The following is a 20,190-nucleotide window of genomic DNA, read 5'->3' as shown; positions in this document are numbered from 1 at the left end:
AGAGAAAAGAGGCCCCGGACCACTGGTCCGGGGCCTCTTGCGTGCTCAGGTGATCGCGAACATCGCCACGCCCTGCGGCGGGAGCGTGACCTCGTCTCCGGTGCGCCAGCGGTTGCCGGTCAGCTCGTCCAGGTGCGAGTCCGTGGCGAGCACCAGCCGGTAGGTGCTCGCCGCCGTTGCGTCACCCGCTCCCGCCGCGTGGGACGTGCCACGGGCGCCTGGGACGCGGGCGTCGCGGTCCCCGGGGACCCGCTCGGTGCGCGCCGGGTGCTCAAAGGCCGGCAGCACCGCGGCCACCGGGGACTCCGTGCCGTTGAGGACGAAGAGTCCGGCCACTCGCCCGCCGCGGGCGGCGAGTGCGACCTGCAGGGCGCGCTCCCCGTCCGTCTGCCACAGTTCCGCCGTCATGGGCTCCCCTGAGTTCGCGTACCAGTTCAGCACCACGTCCTGCGGCCGCGTGGGGAACTCGTGGGGCTGTCCCGCGAGGAACGCGCGGCGGATCCGGACGAGGCGCTGCGTGATGTGCAGCATCGAGCGGTCGAACGGGGTGAGGGCCCAGTCCACCCACGACAGCCGGTTGTCCTGGCAGTACGCGTTGTTGTTGCCGCCCTGCGAGCGCAGCAGCTCGTCCCCCGCAGTGATCATGGGCACGCCCTGGGAGAACAGCAGGGTGGCCATCATGTTCCGCGCCGTGGCCGCCCTCGCGGAGCGGACGCGGACGTCAGGGGAGAAGCCCTCGTGTTCGTGGTTCCAGGAGTGGTTGTCGTTCGTGCCGTCGGCGTTGCTCTCACGGTTGGCCTCGTTGTGCTTGCTGTCGTAGGCCGTGAGGTCGTAGAGCGTGAAGCCGTCGTGCGCAGTGATGAAGTTGACCGAGGCCAGCGTGGTGCGCCCGTTCGGTGCGAAGAGGTCCGCGGAGCCGGACATGGCCCCCGCGAGCCGCGCGGCGGTGCCGCCCCCTCCCCCGCGGCGCATCGTGCGCTGGCCGGAGAGCCAGAAGTCGCGGACCGTGTCCCGGTACTGGTCGTTCCAGTCCGCCCACCCCGCGGGGAAGCGGCCGGTCTGCCAGCCGCCGACCCCCACGTCCCACGGCTCGGAGATCATCCGGACTCCCTGCAGCACCGGATCCGCGGCCACGGCCACGAAGAACGGGTGGTTGCGGGTGAAGTGGTGGTGCTCGTCCCGGCCGAGCTCCGGCGCGAGGTCGAAGCGGAAGCCGTCCACGTGGCACTCCTCCACCCAATACCGCAGTGAGTCCAGGGTCATCCGCACCACCTGTGCGTCTGCGAAGTTCACGGAGTTCCCGCAGCCGGTGACGTCCACGTAGTTGCCGTGCTCGTCGTGCCGGTAGTACTCGCCCTCACCCAGCCCCCGCCAGCAGTAGGCCCGCTGGTCCGGACCGCCCTCGGCCGTGTGGTTGTACACGACGTCCAGGTAGACCTGCAGCCCGGCGCGGTGCAGGGCGTCCACCATGTCCTTGAACTCGTCCAGCACCGCGGTGGGCCCCGCCTGCTGGGCCGCGCGCGTGGCGTAGCAGGCGTGCGGGGCGAAGAAGCCCAGGGTGTTGTAGCCCCAGTAGTTCGTGAGTCCGTTGGCCGTGAGGTGCGCCTCGTCCAGGTGCGCGTGCACCGGCAGCAGCTCCACGGCGGTGACCCCCAGCCCACGCAGGTGCTCGAGCACCGCCGGGTGCCCGAGCCCGGCGTACGTGCCGCGCAGCTCGTGGGGGATCTCCGGGTGGAGCATGGTGAGGCCCTTGACGTGCGCCTCGTAGATCACGGTGTCCCGCCAGGGGTGGGCGGGGCGGGGTTCGTCGTGCCACTCGTGGTCCTGCGCCACGACCTCGCTGACGTACATCCCGCCGTAGGCGTCCGGACCGGGGTCCACAACGTCGCCCGGCGGGGCCACGCGGGTCAGTCCCCTTCCATAGGGGTCCAGCAGGACCGGTTCCAGCGCCGGGTCCGGGACGGGGGTGCCGTGCGCCCGGGCCGGGACGAACCCGTAGCGGGTGCCCGCCGGCATGGCAGGGGACACGTCGCGCGCGAGCTCCTGAGCGCTCATGCTCAGCGAGGCCACGCCCCGGGGCCGGGGCACTGTGGCGTAGTGGATTCCGTGGTTCACGCCGTCCAGGCGCAGCCGCTGCCAGGCCTCGCCCGGCCGGGCGAAGACCAGGTCCACCTCGTCCAGCCCGGGGGCGTAGACCGCCACGTTGGCGGTGCCGTCACCGGACGGCGAGGGGTGGACCCCCAGCGGGTGGCTACGCGCTTGCACGGCGACGCGCGATCTCGTACAGCGTGATCCCCACGGCCATGGACGCGTTGAGCGACTCCATGGCGGACTCGATGGGAATGGAGACGATTGCGTCGCAGTGCTCGGTGACGAGCCGGGAGAGGCCCTTGCCCTCGGAGCCGACGACCACCACGAGGGGCTCTGTCGCCAGTTCGAGCTGCGGCAGGGACATGTCCCCGCCGCCGTCCAGGCCCACCACGAAGTAACCCTGCTTCTTGCAGTTCTCGAGAGTGCGGGTGAGGTTCGTGGCTTTGGCCACGGGAACGCGTGCGGCGGCACCGGAGCTGGTCTTCCAGGCCGTGGCCGTGACGCCCGCCGAGCGGCGCTCGGGAAGGATCACGCCGTCCCCTGCGAACGCGGAGACGCTGCGGATGATGGCGCCGAGGTTGCGCGGGTCCGTGATGCCGTCCGCCGCCACCAGCAGAGGTGGGTGGCTCTCGTCGCGGCGTGCCATCAGGGAGCTCGCGAGCTCGTCCGCGTCCGGGTACTCGTACGGGGGAACCTGCAGCACCACGCCCTGGTGGATGGCATCCGCGGAGAGACGGTCCAGCTCCGAGCGGGAGGCCTCCAGCGTGGGCACCTGGCGTTCGGCACACAGCTGCAGGATGTCCTTGACGCGGTCGTCCACCTCGATCTTGGTCGCCACGAACAGCGTCTTCGCGGGAACGCCCGCGCGCAGGGCCTCGAGCACCGAGTTGCGCCCGGTCACGAGGTCCTCCTTGATGGGCCCGCCACCCGAGCGCTGGGACCTGCCGTGGGAGCTCTGCTGCCTGCGGGCCGCAGCCTGCTTGGCCTTGTACGCCTTGTGGTAGACGCGGTCCTCGGCCTTGGGCGTGGGGCCCTTGCCCTCGAGGCCCTTGCGGCGCTGACCGCCGCTGCCGACGACCGCGCCCTTCTTCTTCTTGCGGACGGCTCCGGCTCGGTTGTTCTGGGCCATGGGTCAGCACTCCGTGTCTGTCACGGGTCACGGCACGGGGCCGCCCCGGGGTGGTCGGCGATTTCGCTCCAGTTTAGGTCAGCGTCAGGAGCACACGGACCACTCCGCGCCCTGGGGGCCGTCCTGCACGACGACGCCTGCGGCCGCCAGCCGGTCCCGGATCGTGTCCGCCAGGGCCCAGTCCTTCGCCTCCCGCGCGGCCGCGCGCTGGACCAGGAGGTCCTGCACGAGCGAGTCGAGCGCGCGGTGCTCCGCGCCGTCGGCGTCCTGTGGGCCGTCCAGGTCCATCAGCTGCAGCAGGCCCATGACGTCGCTCATCCCCGCGACGGCCGCGACCGCGGACCGCGCCGACGCCGGCTCCGGACCGGCGAGTGCCGAGTTGGCGGCGCGCACCGACTCGTGCAGCGCGGCGAGCGCCCGGGGGACGTTGAGGTCGTCGTCCATGGCCTCCGAGAACGCCTCGGGCACGTCCTGCGGGGTCCAGTCCAGCGCGAGTCCGGCGCGGAGCGCGGCGACCAGGACCGCCTCGACGCGCTCGACGGCGGCGGTGGCCTCCTGCAGGGACGTGGGCCGGTAGTCCAGCACCGACCGGTAGTGCGCCTGTCCCAGGTAGTAGCGCACGGCGAGCGGGCGCGCCTGCTCGAGCATGGCCTCCGGCGAGACGGTGTTGCCGATGGACTTGGACATCTTCTCGCCCTGGTACGTCACGAGCCCGTTGTGCAGCCAGAAGTTCGCGAACTCCCGCCCGGCCGCCGTGGACTGGGCCAGCTCGTTCTCGTGGTGCGGGAAGCGCAGGTCCAGCCCGCCGCCGTGGATGTCGAAGTGCGCGCCCAGGTACTTGTGGGCCATCGCCGAGCACTCCAGGTGCCAGCCCGGACGGCCCCTGCCCCAGGGAGAGTCCCACGACGCCGTGAGGGGTTCGCCCTCCTTGCGCCCCTTCCACAGGGCGAAGTCACGGGGATCCCGCTTGCCCCGGGGATCAGCGTCCGGGGCGTCCTGCATGTCCTCCACCCGCTGCCGGGTGAGCTCCCCGTAGCGGGGCCAGGAGCGGACGTCGAAGTAGACGTCCCCGGAATCGTCGAGGGCTGGGTACGCGTGCCCGGCGTCGACCAGCTCCTGGATCAGGGCGTGCATCTCCGGGACGTGCCCCGTGGCCCGCGGCTCGTAGGTGGGCCGGTCGATCCCCAGCGCGGCGTAGGCCCGTCCGAAGACCCCCTCGAACCGGTAGGCCAGCGCCCACCACTGCTCCAGCGGGTGCTCTCCGGTGAAGCCCTCCTGATAGGAGGCCGCCGAGTTGGCGAGGATCTTGTCGTCGATGTCCGTGACGTTGCGCACCGTGGTCACGCGGTAGCCGCGGAAGCGCAGCCACCGGGCCAGGACATCGAAGACGAGAGCGGAGCGCACGTGTCCGATGTGCGGCGCCCCCTGCACCGTGGCACCGCAGTAGTACAGCCCGGCCTCGCCGGGGTGCACGGGGACGAAGTCCCTGGTGGTCGCGGACGCAGTGTCGTAGAAGCGCAGAGTCACCGGACCAGTCTAACGGGGACGCCCGTGCGGCCCGTGACGCCGGACGCCCAGGACGTCCGGACAGGCGGACCAGCGGTACGTCCAGATGGCGGGGACGTTCAGGCGGTCGGGGCGTGCGGACCCACGGCACGTCCAGGTGCTCGGCACGTTTGGACGGGCCCGACGTTCAGGCCGGCAGCACGAGGGCCGTGGCGATCGCCGCGATACCCTCCCCGCGGCCCGTGAGGCCGAGGGCGTCCGTGGTGGTGGCGCTCAGGTGCACAGGAGCACCGGCCGCCTCCGTGAGCACGGCGGCGGCCTCCTCGCGCCGGGGTGCGAACCTGGGCCGGTTGCCGATCAGCTGCACGGACACGTTGCCCACCCGGAAGCCGGCCGTGGTCACGGTGCGCACGGCCTCGGAGAGGATCGCGACGCCGGAGGCCCCCGCCATCTCCGGACGGTCCGTGCCGAAGTGGGCGCCGAGGTCCCCCACCCCGGCTGCAGAGAACAGAGCGTCCGCGGCCGCGTGCGCCACGACGTCCCCGTCCGAGTGCCCGCTCAGACCGCGCTCGCCGGGCCACAGGAGCCCTGCGATCCACAGGGGGGTCCCCTCCGGGCCGAACGCGTGGACGTCCACGCCGATGCCGGTCAGGGGAAGGGGGTACGGAAGGGGGCTCAAGGTGCTCATGCGCTCATTCTCTCCGTTCCACGCCGGAGCGGGCCGCCACCACTGCCCGTGCGAGCAGCAGGTCCAGGGGACGGGTGACCTTGAAGGACTCCTCGTGGCCTTCGACGAAGTACACCGTGTGCTCGGGGGCGTGGCGCTCCACGAGACTGGCGTCGTCCGTGATGCCCTCGGGACCCGGGGTCGAGGCCGCGTCCGCCTCGCACTCCACCGGAAGCAGGCCGGCAGCCGCGTTGACCCTCACGAGCAGGGCGCGGTCGAAGCCCTGGGGGGTCTGCACGGACCGCAGGCCCGCGCGGTCCACGGTCCCGGTGCTCGCACCGGCCTCGTCCACGCCGCGCACCGTGTCCGTGACGGGCGTGACGGGCACAACCGCCGAGGCCTCGTTGTGAAGGGCGGCGACCACGCGCGCGAAGACGACGGGCGGGGTGAGACAGCGGGCGGCGTCGTGCACCAGGACGTGCTCCGTGTTCTCCGGCAGCTGCGCGAGAGCGCGGGCCACGGACTGCGCACGGGTGGCGCCGCCCGTCACCGCTCGCGCTCCCACGGCACGGGCGAGCGAGCTTAGCTCGGTGTCCCCCTCCGGCACGGTGACGACGACGGCCGCGGCGGGCAGTGCCTCACGCACGGTGCGCAGGGCGTGGGCGAGCAGGGGTCTGCCTGCCACGGGGACGAGCGCCTTGGGCATCCCGTACCCCAGCCGCGTGCCGGAGCCGGCGGCCACCACGACGACGGCGAGCCCGTCCGCAGTGGACGGGCTCGCAACATCAGGGTGTCTCATCAGGAGAGGAGAGGGTGGCTCAGGCAGCCGACAGGATGTCGTCCAGGCGCTTCTCCGCCTCTTCCTCGTCGATCTTCTTGGCCAGGGCCAGTTCGGAGGTGAGGATCTGCCGGGCCTTGGTCAGCATGCGCTTCTCGCCAGCGGAGAGTCCCTTGCCGCGGTCGCGACGCCAGAGGTCGCGCACGACCTCCGCGACCTTCAGGACGTCCCCGGAGGCAAGCTTCTCGAGGTTGGCCTTGTAACGGCGGGACCAGTTGGAGGCCTCCTCGGCGTCCTGGGCCTGCAGCACCGCGATGACCTCTTTGAGGCCGTCCTCGTCCACGACATCCCGGACGCCCACGAGGTCCACGTTCTCCGCGGGAACCTCGATCATCAGGTCTCCCTGGGTGACCTTGAGCCGGAGGTACATCTTCTCTTCGCCCTTGATGGTGCGAGTCTTGATCTCCTCGATGGTTGCAGCACCGTGGTGCGGATAGACAACCGTTTCGCCAACCTCAAATACCATGCACAAACCCCTTTCAGCCCACCAAGTCTACCACGGTGTATGATTCGCCACCCTGTGCTGGGACGCCCCTCGAACGCCGGGCCTGCGGCCCCGCACAGCCGCCGAGCCGCGCCACGGACGAGCCCGGGATGCAGACGATCCGTGGCCAAACCGATAGACTGACCTCAAATTGCCACACGCTGTCAGAGAGCCCGAGGAGTTCGTGCCGTGAAGAACGCCGCCCACAAGAAGTTGCAGCACCTCGGACTGGGTGCGGCAGCGCTTGCCGTCCTGACCAGCGTAAGCGGCTGCGCGTACATCAGCCCGCAGGCCACCACGGACAGCTTCGCCCCGGCGGACGGCATCCAGATGGACCTCGGGGACCTCAAGCTGCGCAACGTCCTGGTGGTCGCCAAGGATGCAAACTCCGAGGGCCGCGTGCTCGGCACGGTCATCAACAACGACGATGCCGCGCAGACACTCACCATGGACGCGAGCGGCTCCACGGTGAAGATCGACGTTCCCGCCAACAAGGAGGTCGTCCTGGAGAAGTCGGAGCCCGTGATGCTCGAGCGTGCCGGCGCCAACCCGGGTCTGATGGTGGACACCACCTTCCGCGCCGGCAGCGACGACGAGACCGTCTCGGTGCCCGTTCTGGACTACACCTACCCCCGCTACGCGAGCTTCATGCCCGGCGGCGTGCCCTCCACCCCGGCGAACCCCTCCAACACACCGAACGCGGAGAAGGCCGAGGGCGGTCACTGACCGCTCCCGGCCCTCTCGCCTGACGAGAAGAGGACCGTGACCCCAAAGGTCACGGTCCTCTTCTCGTGCCCGCACCGGTTCACGGCTCGAACTTGTACCCGAGACCCCGTACGGTGACGATGTGCCGCGGTGAGGACGGATCCGGTTCCACCTTGGAGCGCAGCCGCTTGACGTGGACGTCCAAGGTCTTGGTGTCCCCCACGTAGTCGGAGCCCCACACCCGGTCAATCAGCTGCCCGCGGGTGAGCACGCGGCCGGCGTTGCGCAGCAGCATCTCGAGCAGCTCGAACTCCTTCAGCGGCATGGCCACGGTCTCGGAGCCCACGTGCACCACGTGGCGCTCCACGTCCATGCGCACGGGCCCGGCCGAGACCGTGGCGGTGAGCAGCTCCTCGGGCTCGGCCCTGCGGCGCAGCACCGCCCTGATCCTGGCCACGAGCTCCCGGGAGGAGTAGGGCTTGGTCACGTAGTCGTCCGCCCCGAGCTCCAGGCCCACAACCTTGTCGATCTCCGCGTCCTTGGCGGTGAGCATGATGATCGGAACGCTCGAGCGCTGCCGGATCTGCTTGCACACCTCGGTGCCGGACTGCCCCGGCAGCATGAGGTCCAGCAGCACGAGATCCGCGCCGGCCCTGTCGAACTCGGCGACGGCGCTGATCCCGTCCGCAACAACGCTCACGTCGAAGCCCTCCCGGCCCAGCAGGTAGGCCAGCGGATCACTCAGGGACTCCTCGTCCTCCACCATGAGAATCTGGGTCACGCGCGTTCCTCCACTCGATCGTCGCGTTGCCCGCCGCTCGCGGGCTCCGCCTGGTCCTCGGGGTCGTCCATGGGCGGCAGCAGCAGTGTGAACGTGGAGCCACGCCCCGGCTGCGACCACACAGACACCTCGCCGCCGTGCTGCGCCATGACGTGCTTGACGATGCTCAGCCCCAGCCCCGTGCCGCCGGTCTGGCGGGAGCGCGCACTGTCCACCCGATAGAAGCGCTCGAAGATCCGGTCCTGCTCCGCATCGGAGATCCCCGGGCCCTGGTCCGTGACCGTGACCTGCACCATTCCCCCGCGCTCCCGCAGCCCCACACCCACGCGGGTGTCCTCCGGCGAGTATCGCACGGCGTTGTCGATCAGGTTGCGCACCGCCGTCACCAGCATGTCCGGGTCCCCGAACACAGGGATCTGCACGTGGCCCCCCACCTTCAGGGAGATGTTCCTGCTCTCCGCGGCGAGCCTGCTGCGCTCCACGGCCTCCTGCACGGTGCGGTTGACGTCCACCGCCGTGCCCTTGGCGACAACGTCCGTGCCCTGCAGTCTGGAGAGCTCGATGATGTCCTGCACCATCGCGCTCAGCCGGGCGGACTCCCGCTGCAGGCTCGCGGCGAAGTGCCGCACGGCGTCCTGGTCCTCGGCGGCGTCCTCGATGGCTTCGGAGAGCAGGCTGACGGCGCCCACGGGGGTCTTCAGCTCGTGGGAGACGTTGGCCACGAAGTCGTTGCGGATGGACTGGGCCCGCACGATCTCGGTCTGGTCGTCCGCGAGCAGCAGGATGTACTCGTCCGCGATGGTCACCACGCGCATGTCCAGCACGATGGAGCCCCGCTGCAGCTGGCCCCGCGAGAGCTCGAGGCGCCTCTCCTCGACCACTCCGTTGCGCCGGGTGCTGCGCACCATCTCCAGCAGCTCGTCGTGAACCACGGTGTGCCCGCGCACGAGACCGTAGGCGTACGCGGCGGGAGAGGCCTTCACGACTCCGTCCACGCCGTCGACCACCACGTACGCCAGGCCCAGAGCCGCGAGGATCTCCGCGGTGCCCTCGGGCAGTGTGGGCTCCTGGACGTCCGCGAGGAAGTGGCGACGGCGCTGGCTTGCCCGCACGGCGATCAGCCCGCTGATGCCGAGCAGGAAACCGATGAACCCGGCCAGCAGGGCAATCGTCGTCTCGCTCACGGGGCCAGCTTAGACGCCCGGATCCGCGGCGGGGCCCGGGATCCCTGCCCGCAGCGCGGTGGTTCAGCCAACGTTCACCTGGGCATGGTGGCGCGTTCACTCCCGCCTGTGAACCTGGGCGGAGGTGTGCGAATCCGTCGTGCCGTCTCCCCCGGTGGCAGCCGTGCCCTCCTGGACGCGTAAGCTCTGGGACCAAGAATTGCCCTGAACGAAAGGACGCCCTGTGCGCAAGGTTTTCCAGGCTGAACTCCACCAGGTCGGCGAAGAGCTGATCCAGATCGCCACGCTCGTGCAGCAGGCCCTCGGCAGCGCCCGCACGGCCTTCCTCGACGCAGACATCCAGGTGGCGGAGGAGGTCATCTCCAACGACGCCCGGATCGACTTCCTGCAGAACGACCTGGATGAGCGCTCGATCGACATCCTCGCCCTGCAGTCCCCCGTGGCCTCGGACCTGCGCATGATCGTGGGTGCGCTGCGCATGAGCGCCTCGCTGGAGCGCATGGGCGACCTCGCCCGGCACCTCGCGCAGCTTGCCCGCCTGCGCTTCCCGGAGCCCGTGCTCCCGGAGTCCATGCGGGGTCACTTCGAGCAGATGTTCGACATCGACCTCAAGCTCATCGCCCGCGTGATCACGGCGCTGGAGGACCGCGACATCAGTGAGACGGACGAGATCTTCGCCCTGAAGTCCGAGCTCAACGTCAAGCACCAGCAGGTCTTCGAGATGCTCGCGGACCCCAGCTGGAACTCCTCGGTCCCCACCGCCGTGGACGTCACCCTCGCCTCGCGCTACCTCGAGCGGATCGGTGACCACGGCGTCTCCGTGGCCCGCAAGGTCTCCTACCTGGTCACCGGCGACTGGGCCCCCGCCACCGACTCCCGCCCCACCGGCCACGGCCACATCGGCACCGACGCCGGCGAGTGACGCGGCGGGCGACGGCGCGGCGTCCGGTGACGCGGCGACGTCGCCCCCTCCCGGCGCCCGGCACGCCCACCGGACCGCGAGCGCGGTCCGCGACGCCACCCCATCCCGGCCCATCCCGGCCACGACGACGGAATCCCCGTCACCCCACGTGGGGTGACGGGGATTCCGCGTTGTCGGGCGAAGGACTACTTCTTGCCCTGGTTCGCCACGGCCTTGATGGACTCGGCCGCGGCGTCCGGGTCCAGGTAGCGGCCACCGGCGGTCACGGGCCGGAAGTTCTCGTCGAGCTCGTAGTACAGCGGGATGCCCGTGGGGATGTTCAGCCCGGCGATGTCGTCGTCCGAGATGCCGTCCAGGTGCTTCACGAGCGCACGCAGGGAGTTGCCGTGCGCGGCCACCAGAACGGTCTTCCCGGCCTGCAGGTCCGGGACGATCTGCTCGTCCCAGTAGGGCAGGAAGCGCTCGAGGACGTCCTTGAGGCACTCGGTACGGGGCAGGTCCACGACGTCCGCGTACCGGGGGTCCCCGGCCTGGGACCACTCGGAGGAGTCGTCGATGGCGGGCGGCGGGGTGTCGTAGGAGCGGCGCCAGGTCATGAACTGCTCCTCGCCGTACTCCTCGCGGATCTCCGCCTTGTTCTTGCCCTGCAGGGCGCCGTAGTGGCGCTCGTTGAGACGCCAGGAGCGCTTGACGGGGATCCAGAGCCGGTCCGCGGCGTCGAGCGCGAGGTTGGCGGTGTTCATGGCGCGGCGCAGCAGGGACGTGTGGACCACGTCCGGCAGCAGGTCGTTCTCCGCGATCAGTTCACCGCCCCGCGTGGCCTCGGCGCGGCCCTTGTCGGTGAGCGGCACGTCCACCCAGCCGGTGAAGAGGTTCTTCTCGTTCCACTCGGACTGGCCGTGGCGCAGGAGGATGAGCTTGTGGGTCACTGAATCGTTAGCCATGCCCCCATTGTCCCACCCAGCGCGCGCAGGGGGAACGGGTGTCGCCCGGCAGCGGACCCGGTGCCAGTACAGTGTGCGTGTGCCAGCCCAGTCCCGCCCCGTGGGGTCCATCACCCGCGGCACCACCAACCCCAACCGGTTGCGCCGCGCGGACCGCTACCTCACCGGAGTGCTCGCACCGCTGCTGCGCCGCGCGCAGGATCCGCTGCTTGTGGACCTCGGCTTCGGCGCGGCCCCCGTGACCACCGTGGAGCTGCTGCAGCGCGCCCGCACGGCGCGCCCGGACGTGACGCTCGTGGGGGTGGAGATCGACCCGCAACGGGTCGACGCCGCCCGGGTCCACACCCGCCCGGGTCTCGAGTTCCGGCGCGGAGGCTTCGAGATCCCCACCGGTCCGCGCCGGCCCGTGTTCGTGCGGGCCTTCAACGTGCTGCGGCAGTACCCCGTGGAGGAGGTGCCCTGTGCCTGGGAGCTCGCGTGCTCACGGCTCGCGCCGGGCGGAGTGCTGATGGACGGGACGTGCGACGAGATCGGGCGGCTGGCCACCTGGATCTGCGTCACCGGGGAGGGGCCGCAGACGTTCACCGTGAGCATGCGCCCGGGCAGCTACGCCCTGCCGTCGGACGTGGCGGCGCGGCTGCCCAAGATCCTGATCCACCGCAACGTGCCCGGCGAGCGCGTGCACGACTTCCTGGCCGCCGCCGACGCCGCGTGGTCCGTCAACGCCGCGCTGTCCCCGTTCGGTCCGCGCCGACGCTGGATCGCCACGTGCCAGGACCTGAAGGCCGGCGGGTGGCCCGTCATGCACGGGCCGCGGCGGTGGCGGCTCGGGGAGCTCACGGTGTCCTGGGACGCCGTCGCCCCCTCCTGAGGTTCGACGCTCCGGGCCCTACCAGCGGCCGGGGTTGCGGGACTCCCCCGCCACGGCGGGTCGCACGTCCGCGAAGTACACGCCCGCGATCGTGGCGGCCACGAGCATGAGGATCAGCGAGCCCGAGCGAGGAACACCGAAGCTCACGAGCTGCAGCGTGGAGAAGACCGCGCTGAACACCGAGACCACGGCGGCACCGCCGGTGAGGGCCAGCCAGAACGTCTTGGTGCGCTTCCAGGCGCGTTCGAACTGCACCGCGGAACGGCGCACGCAGTCCAGCGCGGCAAGCAGCGCGAGCACCGCCACCACCAGGGTGATGGCGTAGTCCAGGTAGTTCGCCAGTACGAGGGCCCAGGGGTAGGAAGTCACGGGAGCAGTCTACCGATCCGCGAGCGCGTCGAGCCCGGGCAGCAGGTCCTCCCAGAGGTCCTCCACGTTCTCGATCCCCACGGACAGCCGCAGCAGGGACTCCGGGACGCTGGCGGGCTCCTCCGGATGGCGCCGCCGCCGCTCCACGAGGGACTCCACACCGCCCAGCGAGGTGGCCGGGGTCCACACGCGCAGCCCGGCGACGAGGCGCTCGGCCGCGGCGGCGTCGTCGTCGAGGACCACCGAGACCACCGACCCGAAGCCGCCGGCCATCTGGGCAGCGGCCCGCTCGTGGCCGGGATCCTGTGGAAGGCCCGGGTAGCGGACCTCCGCCACGGCCGGGTGCTCCGAGAGCCTGCGGGCGAGTTCCGCGGCGCTGGCCATGGAGCGCTCCACGCGCAGCGCCAGGGTGCGCACACCGCGCAGGGCGAGCCACGCCTCGAACGGGCCGGGAACGGCGCCCTCGAGGGTGCGCTGGGCGTGCAGCCGCTCGCGCAGCTCCGGCGTGGCGCACAGCACCGCGCCCATCAGCACGTCCGAGTGCCCCGCGATGTACTTGGTGGCCGAGTGCACCACGAGGTCCGCGCCGAGGGTCAGGGGCCGCTGCAGCAGGGGCGTGGCGAAGGTGTTGTCCACGCACGTGAGCACGCCCCGCTGCCGCGCACCGCTCAGCAGAGCGGGCAGGTCCGCGACCTCCAGCATGGGGTTGGTGGGGCTCTCGATCCACAGCATGTCGGCGCCGTCGAGGGCGTCCAGGGTGGCGCCGGTGTCCGCGACGTCCACGGTGCGCACGGAGAAGATCCCGCGCTGCTCCCACGCCCGGGCGAGCTGCATGCTTCCCTGGTAGCTGTGCCGCGGCAGCACGAGCGTGCCGCCCACGGGTACGAGCGTGAGCGCGGCGGTGATGGCCGCGAGCCCGGACGCGTAGGACAGCGCGGGGCACGGGGACTCCTCGAGCGCGGCGAGCACCTCCTCGAAGGCCTCCCACGTGGGGTTGGTCTGCCGGGCGTAGGAACGGTCCGTGTCCGCGACCTCACCCACCCCCCGGTAGGTGGAGGTCAGCACCACGGGAGGGTTCACGGGGGCGTCGTGCTCGTGTGCGGGGCGCCCGCCGGCAACCACCACGGTGTCTTTTCGCATCCCTCCACCCTAGTCCGGCCCCCGTCCGGCCCGGCGGCGGCCCACCGTGCGGTGCGCCCTGCCCACCCCGCACCGTCCGCTGTGGGTGTCCGGACCGGTGGCTACAGTGGTGCGCGTGAAGCAAACAACGCGCGGGGCGCTCATCGTGTTCGAAGGCGGTGACGGCGCCGGCAAGTCCACCCAGGTCGCGGCGCTCACCAGGGCCCTGCGCGAGTCCGGCGCCACCGTCACGTGCACGCGCGAACCCGGTGGCACCCCCCTGGCGGAGTCGGTACGCTCCCTCGTGCTCGATCCCGCCCACGCCCCCGTGGACGCGGAGACCGAGGCGCTGCTCTTCGCCTCGGCGCGCGCGGACCACGTGGCGCGTCTGATCCGCCCGGCCCTGCAGCGCGGGGAGGTGGTGGTCTGCGACCGGTTCGTGGACTCCTCCGTGGCGTACCAGGGAGCGGGCCGCGGGCTCGGCGTGGAGCGCGTGCTCCAGCTCAACGAGTGGGCGCTGCGCGGGCTCGTACCGGACCTCACCGTGGTGCTGGACGTGGACCAGGACACCGCAGAGGCCCGGCGCGGCCTGCGGGGACTGGCCGCGGACCGCATGGAGTCCGAGGCCAGGGCCTTCCACGACGCCGTGAACGCCACCTTCCGTCGGCTCGCCGAGCGGGCGCCGGAGCGCTACCTCGTGCTCGACGCCGCCCAGCCCCCGGAGCGGATCGCGGAGCTGGTGCTCGACCGCGTGCGCGGTGTGGTTCCCGTGCGTGACGAGGTGGCCGGATGAGCGTGTGGGACGAGGTGGTGGGCCAGCCGCGCGTCGTCGAGCAGCTACAACGCGCCGCGCAGGACAAGGACCCCACCCACGCCTGGCTGTTCACGGGACCTCCCGGCTCGGGCCGTTCGACCGCGGCCCGCGCCCTCGCCGCCGCCCTGCTGTGCGAGCACGGCACCGGCTGCGGCCAGTGCCACGCGTGCCGCACCGCCTTCGCCGGCACGCACGCGGACGTCACGAACTTCGTCACGGAGAACCCGCAGATCAGCATCGAGGAAGCCCGCGAACTCGTGGTCAAGGCGCAGGACCGGCCCTCGGTGGGCTCGTGGCGCATCATGATCGTGGAGGACGCGGACCGCATGACGGAGCGCACCTCCAACGTGATGCTCAAGAGCATCGAGGAGCCGCCTCCCCACACCATCTGGCTGCTGTGTGCGCCCTCCCCCATGGACGTGCTCGTGACCATCCGGTCGCGCTGCCGCGCGGTGACGCTGAAGGTCCCGTCCGCGCAGGACGTCGCCCGGCTGCTCGTGGCCCGCCACGGTGTGCCGGAGCAGCGCGCTGAGCAGTGCGCACGGCTCGCCCAGTGCCACGTGGGCGTGGCCACCCGCCTCGCCCTGTACGACGACGCCCGCACCCGCCGCCAGGAAGTGGTCTCGCTGCCCCTGTCCATGCACGGGGTCACCCAGGCCGTGCGGGCCGCGGACCGGCTGCACCGCCTGGCGGTGGACGAGTCCGCGGCGGACGCGGAGGCCCGCAACGACGAGGAGCGGGCCCAGCTGCTCGTGTCCATGGGCGCCCCGGAGACCGGCCGCGTGCCACCGGCCATCCGCGGTGCGCTGAACCGGCTGGAGGCGGACCAGAAGCGTCGCTCCCGCCGGATCCAGACGGACACCCTGGACCGGTTCCTGATCGACCTCACCACGTTCTACCGGGACGTGCTGAGCGTCCAGCTGGGCACCGGGATGCCCCTGGTCAACGAGCACCTGGGGGAACAGATCCGGGGCTACGCGACGAACTCGTCCGCGGAGCAGACGCTGGAGAAGATCGACGTGATCAGCGAGACCCGGCAGCGCATCCGCACCAACGTGAGTGCCCAACTCGCGTTCGAGGCCATGATGGTCTCCATCGTCTGACCCCCCGAGAGGACCCCGTGCACAACTCCCGTCCCCGCCGCGCCGCCGTGCTGCTCGGCGCCGTCGCCCTGTTCCTCACGGCCTGCTCCGGGGGCGGTCCCCAGGAGGCCAGGGGGTCCGCGGACCCCGACGTCACGGCGAGCGCGGACCCTGCGCTGGAGTCCTACTACACGCAGTCCCTCGACTGGGCTGGCTGCGGCACCACCAGCGAGGGCCAGCAGCTGCCGGAGGATGTCCAGTGCGCGGCGGTCACGGTCCCCGTGGACTACGCGAACCCGTCCGGAGGGAACACGCAGGTGGAGATCGCCCGGCTGCAGGCCACCGGTTCCTCGCCCGAGGGCGCCCTGTTCCTCAACCCCGGTGGGCCGGGCGGCTCCGGCGTGGACATGATGGCCTCCACGGACTACTTCACGTCCAAGGAAGTGCGCAAGGAGTTCGACCTGGTGGGCTTCGACCCGCGCGGGGTCGGCCGGTCGGACGGCATCCGCTGCCTCTCGGACCGCGAGATGGACGAGTGGCGGCAGGAGCCGGCCTTCGATCCCGCCAAGGAGTCCTTGGACGAGGTGCGCACGAGCTCCCGCGAGATCGGCGAGAAGTGCCACCGCAATTCCTCCACCGTGGTCTCCCACATGGACACCCAGAGCGTGGCGAAGGACCTGGACGTCCTGCGCGCCGTGCTGCGCCAGCCCGTGACGCACTACCTGGGCTTCTCCTACGGCACGGAGATCGGCGCCACGTACGCGCACCTGTTTCCCGCGCGCACGGGACGCATGGTGCTCGACGGCGCCGTGGACCCGACCCTCGACGAGCGTGCTTCCGCGCTGGCCCAGGCGGAGGGGTTCGAGGACAACCTGCGGCACTTCGTGGCGGACTGCCAGGAGAACACCCGGGGGTGCGCCGTGGGCGAGGACGACGTGGACGCCGGGATGACGAAGATCAGGGAGATGCTGCGAAAGGTCTCGGAGGGCCGCACCGCCGTGTCCGACGGGCGCACACTGACGGCCACCAACGCGCTGGAGGGGATCCTGGTGCCCCTCTACTCGACCGCGGGCTATCCGCAGCTCGACAGTGCCCTGCAGGAGGCGTTCGACGGGAAGTACGAGGCCCTCATGGCGTTCTCGGACTCCAACCACGGGCGGAACTCCTCCGGCAAGTACACGAGCAACGTATCCATGGCCTTCACCGCGGTGAGCTGCCTGGACACGGACTCCGCTGACATCAGCGACGCGCAGATGGCCGACGCCGCCAAGGAGATGGCCACCAAGGCCCCCACGTTCGGCCCCTACCTCGGCTACGGTGCGGCCGCGTGCCAGGGGTGGCCGGACCGACCCGTGACCCCCCTCGTGGACTTCCACGCGGACACGGAGGCCCCCGCCCTCGTGGTGGGCACCACCCACGACCCGGCCACGCCCTACCCGTGGGCGCAGTCCCTGGTGAAGCAGCTCGGCGAGGCCCGACTGCTCACTCACGAGGGCTACGGCCACACCGCCTACACCTCGGGCAGTACGTGCGTGACCCGCGCCGTGGACGGCTACCTCCTGAACGGCGCCCTGCCCGATGAGGGGGCCGTGTGCGACGCGAGCTGAGGCCCGCTGGGGCGGGCAGCTGATTGGTGGTGCCGCGCCGCGATCTGATACTGTTTCGGCGTGCATCTGGGGTTCTCGCATCCCCGGTCACGCCGCCTTAGCTCAGTCGGTAGAGCGATTCACTCGTAATGAATAGGTCGCCGGTTCGATTCCGGCAGGCGGCTCCGCAGAGGCCCCGTCACCACCAGGTGACGGGGCCTCTCCCGTTTCGCGGCCAGGCCTCGCGGCCATCCCCCGTGCGCCGAACCGCTGCGGCGGTCTCCACAGCTTCGGTGGCCTCCACGGGACGGGACGCCCCCGCCGAACGCCGTCGTGACTGGAGCCCAAGGCCTACTCGGCCCGGGCAGCCGCCTCGAAGGCCGCGGGCTGCGTGCGCCGCAGCCACCGCGTGTGCACCCGGAAGTTGATCTCCACGAGCACGGAACCCACGAACGCGAAGGCGAGCGAGGCCCACAGCAGGGAGGCGTGGGGCACCTCGAACTGGTGGTACGTCAGGGAGAGCGGGACCACCACGACCAGCACGAGCCCCGCGTACATCGCAACCACGAGCGCCAGCCGGATCCGGGTCAGCGGGCGGGAGCCCACGCACAGGATCCACAGCCCCACGAGCACCAACACCAGGAAGCTCGACGTCTGGAACTCCCGCGTGGAGCTCGCGTGGTCCACGGTGCGCTCGTAGAGGTTCAGCCCCACCACGCACAGCGCCACGACCACGGCGCTCGGCACGGAGAAGTGCAGGGCCCGTTTGAGGTATCCGGAGACGTAGCGGCGGCTGTTGGGGAGCATCGCCAGGATGAAGGACGGCGCGCCCAGCATCAGGAAGTCCGCCGTGGAGTACTGGCGGGGCAGGAACGGGAAGGTCCAGGCGAGCAGGCCCAGGACCACGCCCATCAGCACCGAGAACCCGGTCTTGGTGAGGAACAGGTGCGTGACGCGCTCGATGTTGGCGATGATCTTCCGTCCCTCAGCGAGTACGGACGGCAGCCGCGAGAACTGCCCGTCCAGCAGCACCAGACGGGAGACGGCCTTGGTGGCCGGCGCCGCGTTGCCCATGGCGATTCCGAGGTCCGCGTGCTTCAGCGCGAGGGCGTCGTTGATTCCGTCACCGGTCATCGCGACCACGCGCCCGCCCTCCTGCAGGCCCAGCACCATGTTCTTCTTCTGGTGCGGGGACACGCGGCCGAACACGCTGTGCTCCCGCGCGGCGCGGTGCAGCTCCTCGCCGTCGTCCGGCAGCTGGGTGGCGTCGACCGCACCGTGGGAGACGTCCATCCCGGCCGTCCTGGCGGCGGCGGCCACCGTGGCGGGGTTGTCCCCGGAGAGGACCTTGAGATCGATCCCCTGCTCGGTGAAGTACGCCAGCGTCTCGCGGGCGTCCGAGCGGACCTGCTCACGGAAGGTCAGCAGCAGCTGCGGCTTCACGTCGGGCGGCAGCTCCTGAGCCGCGCGTCTGCGGCCGTCCTTGCCCGGCTCCGCCAGGACCAGGTGCTCGGCGCGGGAGAGCACCATCGTGCGCATCCCGGCGGTGGCGAGGTCCTGCGCGTGCTCCCGCGCCTCACGATGCTCTGCGTCCGCAAGCTGCACCTCCGGGGCACCCAGGATCCACGCGCCGGAGTCCGGGAACTCCACGCCGGAGAAGCGGTTCGCGGAGGAGAAGCCCAGCACCGCCACCGGTTCGTGCGGGTTGGGGTGCTCGTAGCCCTCGGCCAGTGCGGCGGCCGTGGGGTTCGCGTGCGGATCCGCGCCGAACCACGCGAGCGCGGCGGCGGCCTCCGGGGACGGTTCGACCACGTCCGCACGAGTAGCGGCGAGGTCCGCGGCGTCGTCGGGGGCGGCAGCGGGCGCCTCGTGGGCAGTGTCAGAGGGGGCCGACGGCGTGAGGCAGCGGGCGGCGTCGAAGGAGACGCCGCCCTCGGTCAGGGTCCCGGTCTTGTCGAAGCACACCGTGTCCACGCGCGCGAGTACCTCCACGGCGGGCTGCTCCTGGATCAGCACCTCCTGGCGAGCCAGCTTCACTGCGGCCACGGCGAAGGTGATCGTGGTCATCAGGGCGAGGCCCTGGGGCACCATCGAGGCCACGGAGGACACCGAGGCCACCAGGGCGTCCTGCCACGCCCCCGTGTCGAACGCGTGCTGCCAGCCCCCGGCCGCGCGCATCTGCCCGTTGAGCACCACCGCGATGATGGGGACCAGGGCAGTGGAGAGCCACCGGACCACCCGGGCGAGGGAATCGCGCAGCTCGGAGCGGATGGGGGCGAACTGTCGGGCCTCGTTGGCGAGCTTGGAGGCGTGGGACTTCCCGCCCACGGCCGTGACACGCACCGTGCCGGAACCGCTGGTGACGCTCGAGGCAGAGAGGACCTTGTCCCCGGGCTGCTTCACCACGGGGTCGTTCTCGCCGGTCAGCAGGGACTCGTCGATGTCCAAGCCGTCCGCCTCAAGCACCTCGCCGTCTGCCGGGACCTGGTCCCCGCGGGAGAGCAGTAGGACGTCGTCCAGCACGATCTCCTCGAGGGGAACCTTGGTGAGTACGCCGTCACGGCGCACGCTTGCGGGGTCCCGGCGCAGCAGCGCGATCTTGTCCAGCTGTCGCTTGGCCGAGAACTCCTGCACGAAGCCGATCACCACGTTGCTCACAGCCGCCACGAGGAACAGCAGGTCCAGCCAGCGCCCGAGTGCGATCACCACGGCACCGCACAGACCCAGCACGAGGTTGAACAGGGTGAACAGGTGGGTGCGGACGATCGCCCACAGGCTACGAGAGGTGCTGTTGGGCTGCGCGTTCGTCAGCCCGAGCTCCACCCTCTCGGCGACCTCCTGGGAGCTGAGGCCTTCCCGGGGCAGCGTCCCGTCATCGGCCCGTCCGGGGGTGCGTGCGGGGCTCGTGGTCCGGTGGGGCATGGATATCCTTGCGGGCTCGTCGTTGGTCCCCAGTCTATGAGTGGGGACTCCCCGGGTGCGTGACGCCTTGCCGGGCCCGGGGTGGGAACCCTGGCGGGAGCACAACCATTCCACGAGGCTCTGTTGCGCGAGAACAGCGCTCTATAACATGGGAGCAGGACGTTGCGGCTCTGGCT

The 20,190-nt window shown here is 71.1% G+C and carries 18 protein-coding genes and 1 tRNA gene; 7 read left to right on the top strand and 12 right to left on the bottom strand.

Translation table 11 applies throughout. From position 1 onward, the window contains the following. Positions 1-45: 45 nt before the first annotated feature. From glgX to B3G12_RS10085, 6 genes are all read right to left on the bottom strand, one after another. Complete coding sequence (gene glgX, locus B3G12_RS10110; protein ID WP_144943125.1) at positions 46-2,265, bottom strand: glycogen debranching protein GlgX; 2,220 nt, start codon at positions 2,263-2,265, stop codon at positions 46-48. Continuing rightward, positions 2,252-3,220, bottom strand: coding sequence for a 23S rRNA (guanosine(2251)-2'-O)-methyltransferase RlmB (gene rlmB, locus B3G12_RS10105; protein WP_055084092.1), 969 nt, complete (start codon positions 3,218-3,220; stop codon positions 2,252-2,254). Before rlmB ends, glgX begins: the two co-directional genes overlap by 14 nt. A gap of 84 nt (positions 3,221-3,304) precedes the next feature. Then, entirely contained in the window at positions 3,305-4,747 is a 1,443-nt protein-coding gene (gene cysS / locus B3G12_RS10100; protein WP_094393526.1) for a cysteine--tRNA ligase, read from the bottom strand. A 166-nt stretch (positions 4,748-4,913) separates the two neighbouring features. Further along, positions 4,914-5,414: a 2-C-methyl-D-erythritol 2,4-cyclodiphosphate synthase gene (ispF, locus tag B3G12_RS10095; RefSeq protein WP_055084096.1), complete on the bottom strand. Its 501-nt coding sequence runs from the start codon at positions 5,412-5,414 to the stop codon at positions 4,914-4,916. Between the two features lie 4 nt (positions 5,415-5,418). Then, the gene (gene ispD / locus B3G12_RS10090) at positions 5,419-6,192 is read right to left on the bottom strand and encodes a 2-C-methyl-D-erythritol 4-phosphate cytidylyltransferase (RefSeq protein ID WP_055084098.1); all 774 of its coding nucleotides are present in this window, start codon (positions 6,190-6,192) and stop codon (positions 5,419-5,421) included. Positions 6,193-6,211: 19 nt separating this feature from the next. Continuing rightward, entirely contained in the window at positions 6,212-6,697 is a 486-nt protein-coding gene (locus B3G12_RS10085) for a CarD family transcriptional regulator (protein WP_035960700.1), read from the bottom strand. A 207-nt stretch (positions 6,698-6,904) separates the two neighbouring features. Here B3G12_RS10085 and B3G12_RS10080 point away from each other — a divergent pair, with 207 nt between their 5' ends. After that, the gene (locus tag B3G12_RS10080; protein ID WP_055084103.1) at positions 6,905-7,441 is read left to right on the top strand and encodes a hypothetical protein; all 537 of its coding nucleotides are present in this window, start codon (positions 6,905-6,907) and stop codon (positions 7,439-7,441) included. 79 nt (positions 7,442-7,520) lie between these two features. Here B3G12_RS10080 and B3G12_RS10075 read toward each other — a convergent pair whose 3' ends face one another. Together B3G12_RS10075 and B3G12_RS10070 are read right to left on the bottom strand one after the other, a co-directional pair. Beyond that, entirely contained in the window at positions 7,521-8,201 is a 681-nt protein-coding gene (locus B3G12_RS10075; RefSeq protein ID WP_094393525.1) for a response regulator transcription factor, read from the bottom strand. Further along, complete coding sequence (locus B3G12_RS10070; RefSeq protein WP_055084107.1) at positions 8,198-9,385, bottom strand: sensor histidine kinase; 1,188 nt, start codon at positions 9,383-9,385, stop codon at positions 8,198-8,200. The genes B3G12_RS10075 and B3G12_RS10070 overlap by 4 nt, the downstream gene beginning before the upstream one ends. 223 nt (positions 9,386-9,608) lie before the next feature. Between B3G12_RS10070 and phoU the strand changes: the two genes are divergently transcribed. Continuing rightward, positions 9,609-10,307, top strand: a complete 699-nt coding sequence (phoU, locus tag B3G12_RS10065; protein WP_055084109.1) for a phosphate signaling complex protein PhoU — start codon at positions 9,609-9,611, stop codon at positions 10,305-10,307. A gap of 185 nt (positions 10,308-10,492) precedes the next feature. Here the strand turns inward: phoU and B3G12_RS10060 are convergent, their stop codons facing one another. Beyond that, the gene (locus B3G12_RS10060; RefSeq protein WP_179229848.1) at positions 10,493-11,251 is read right to left on the bottom strand and encodes a phosphoglyceromutase; all 759 of its coding nucleotides are present in this window, start codon (positions 11,249-11,251) and stop codon (positions 10,493-10,495) included. Between the two features lie 79 nt (positions 11,252-11,330). Here B3G12_RS10060 and B3G12_RS10055 point away from each other — a divergent pair, with 79 nt between their 5' ends. After that, positions 11,331-12,122 carry a class I SAM-dependent methyltransferase gene (locus B3G12_RS10055; protein WP_144943123.1) on the top strand — a complete coding sequence of 264 codons (792 nt, stop codon included), beginning with the start codon at positions 11,331-11,333 and terminating at the stop codon, positions 12,120-12,122. A gap of 18 nt (positions 12,123-12,140) precedes the next feature. Here the strand turns inward: B3G12_RS10055 and B3G12_RS10050 are convergent, their stop codons facing one another. Further along, positions 12,141-12,491: a DUF2516 family protein gene (locus B3G12_RS10050; RefSeq protein ID WP_055084115.1), complete on the bottom strand. Its 351-nt coding sequence runs from the start codon at positions 12,489-12,491 to the stop codon at positions 12,141-12,143. A gap of 9 nt (positions 12,492-12,500) precedes the next feature. Then, positions 12,501-13,631, bottom strand: a complete 1,131-nt coding sequence (locus B3G12_RS10045) for a trans-sulfuration enzyme family protein (RefSeq protein WP_126874655.1) — start codon at positions 13,629-13,631, stop codon at positions 12,501-12,503. Positions 13,632-13,746: 115 nt separating this feature from the next. On the opposite strand from B3G12_RS10045, the gene tmk reads away from it, so the two are divergent. The 4 genes from tmk (at position 13,747) to B3G12_RS10025 (ending at position 17,277) form a co-directional block, all read left to right on the top strand. Then, the gene (tmk, locus tag B3G12_RS10040; RefSeq protein ID WP_144943122.1) at positions 13,747-14,403 is read left to right on the top strand and encodes a dTMP kinase; all 657 of its coding nucleotides are present in this window, start codon (positions 13,747-13,749) and stop codon (positions 14,401-14,403) included. Further along, positions 14,400-15,527, top strand: coding sequence for a DNA polymerase III subunit delta' (locus B3G12_RS10035; protein ID WP_144943121.1), 1,128 nt, complete (start codon positions 14,400-14,402; stop codon positions 15,525-15,527). The genes tmk and B3G12_RS10035 overlap by 4 nt, the downstream gene beginning before the upstream one ends. Before the next feature lie 17 nt (positions 15,528-15,544). Further along, entirely contained in the window at positions 15,545-17,113 is a 1,569-nt protein-coding gene (locus B3G12_RS10030; RefSeq protein ID WP_144943120.1) for an alpha/beta hydrolase, read from the top strand. 91 nt (positions 17,114-17,204) lie between these two features. Continuing rightward, a tRNA-Thr gene (locus B3G12_RS10025) sits at positions 17,205-17,277 on the top strand. 166 nt (positions 17,278-17,443) lie between these two features. Here B3G12_RS10025 and B3G12_RS10020 read toward each other — a convergent pair. Beyond that, positions 17,444-20,014: an HAD-IC family P-type ATPase gene (locus tag B3G12_RS10020; RefSeq protein WP_144943119.1), complete on the bottom strand. Its 2,571-nt coding sequence runs from the start codon at positions 20,012-20,014 to the stop codon at positions 17,444-17,446. Positions 20,015-20,190 lie beyond the last annotated feature (176 nt).

Source organism: Kocuria sp. UBA5001, from assembly GCF_002398425.1.
Taxonomy (GTDB): domain Bacteria; phylum Actinomycetota; class Actinomycetes; order Actinomycetales; family Micrococcaceae; genus Kocuria; species Kocuria salsicia.
Note: the sequence above shows the minus strand (reverse complement) of the source record. Positions and strands in the feature narration are given on the sequence as shown.

What these genes read in the sequence shown, in the direction of transcription:
- rlmB (WP_055084092.1), bottom strand. Translation starts at nt 3,220, where the DNA reads ATGGCCCAGAACAACCGAGCCGGAGCCGTCCGCAAGAAGAAGAAGGGC.
- ispF (WP_055084096.1), bottom strand. Translation starts at nt 5,414, where the DNA reads ATGAGCACCTTGAGCCCCCTTCCGTACCCCCTTCCCCTGACCGGCATC.
- ispD (WP_055084098.1), bottom strand. Translation starts at nt 6,192, where the DNA reads ATGAGACACCCTGATGTTGCGAGCCCGTCCACTGCGGACGGGCTCGCC.
- B3G12_RS10085 (WP_035960700.1), bottom strand. Translation starts at nt 6,697, where the DNA reads ATGGTATTTGAGGTTGGCGAAACGGTTGTCTATCCGCACCACGGTGCT.
- B3G12_RS10060 (WP_179229848.1), bottom strand. Translation starts at nt 11,251, where the DNA reads ATGGCTAACGATTCAGTGACCCACAAGCTCATCCTCCTGCGCCACGGC.
- B3G12_RS10045 (WP_126874655.1), bottom strand. Translation starts at nt 13,631, where the DNA reads ATGCGAAAAGACACCGTGGTGGTTGCCGGCGGGCGCCCCGCACACGAG.
- B3G12_RS10035 (WP_144943121.1), top strand. Translation starts at nt 14,400, where the DNA reads ATGAGCGTGTGGGACGAGGTGGTGGGCCAGCCGCGCGTCGTCGAGCAG.
- B3G12_RS10020 (WP_144943119.1), bottom strand. Translation starts at nt 20,014, where the DNA reads ATGCCCCACCGGACCACGAGCCCCGCACGCACCCCCGGACGGGCCGAT.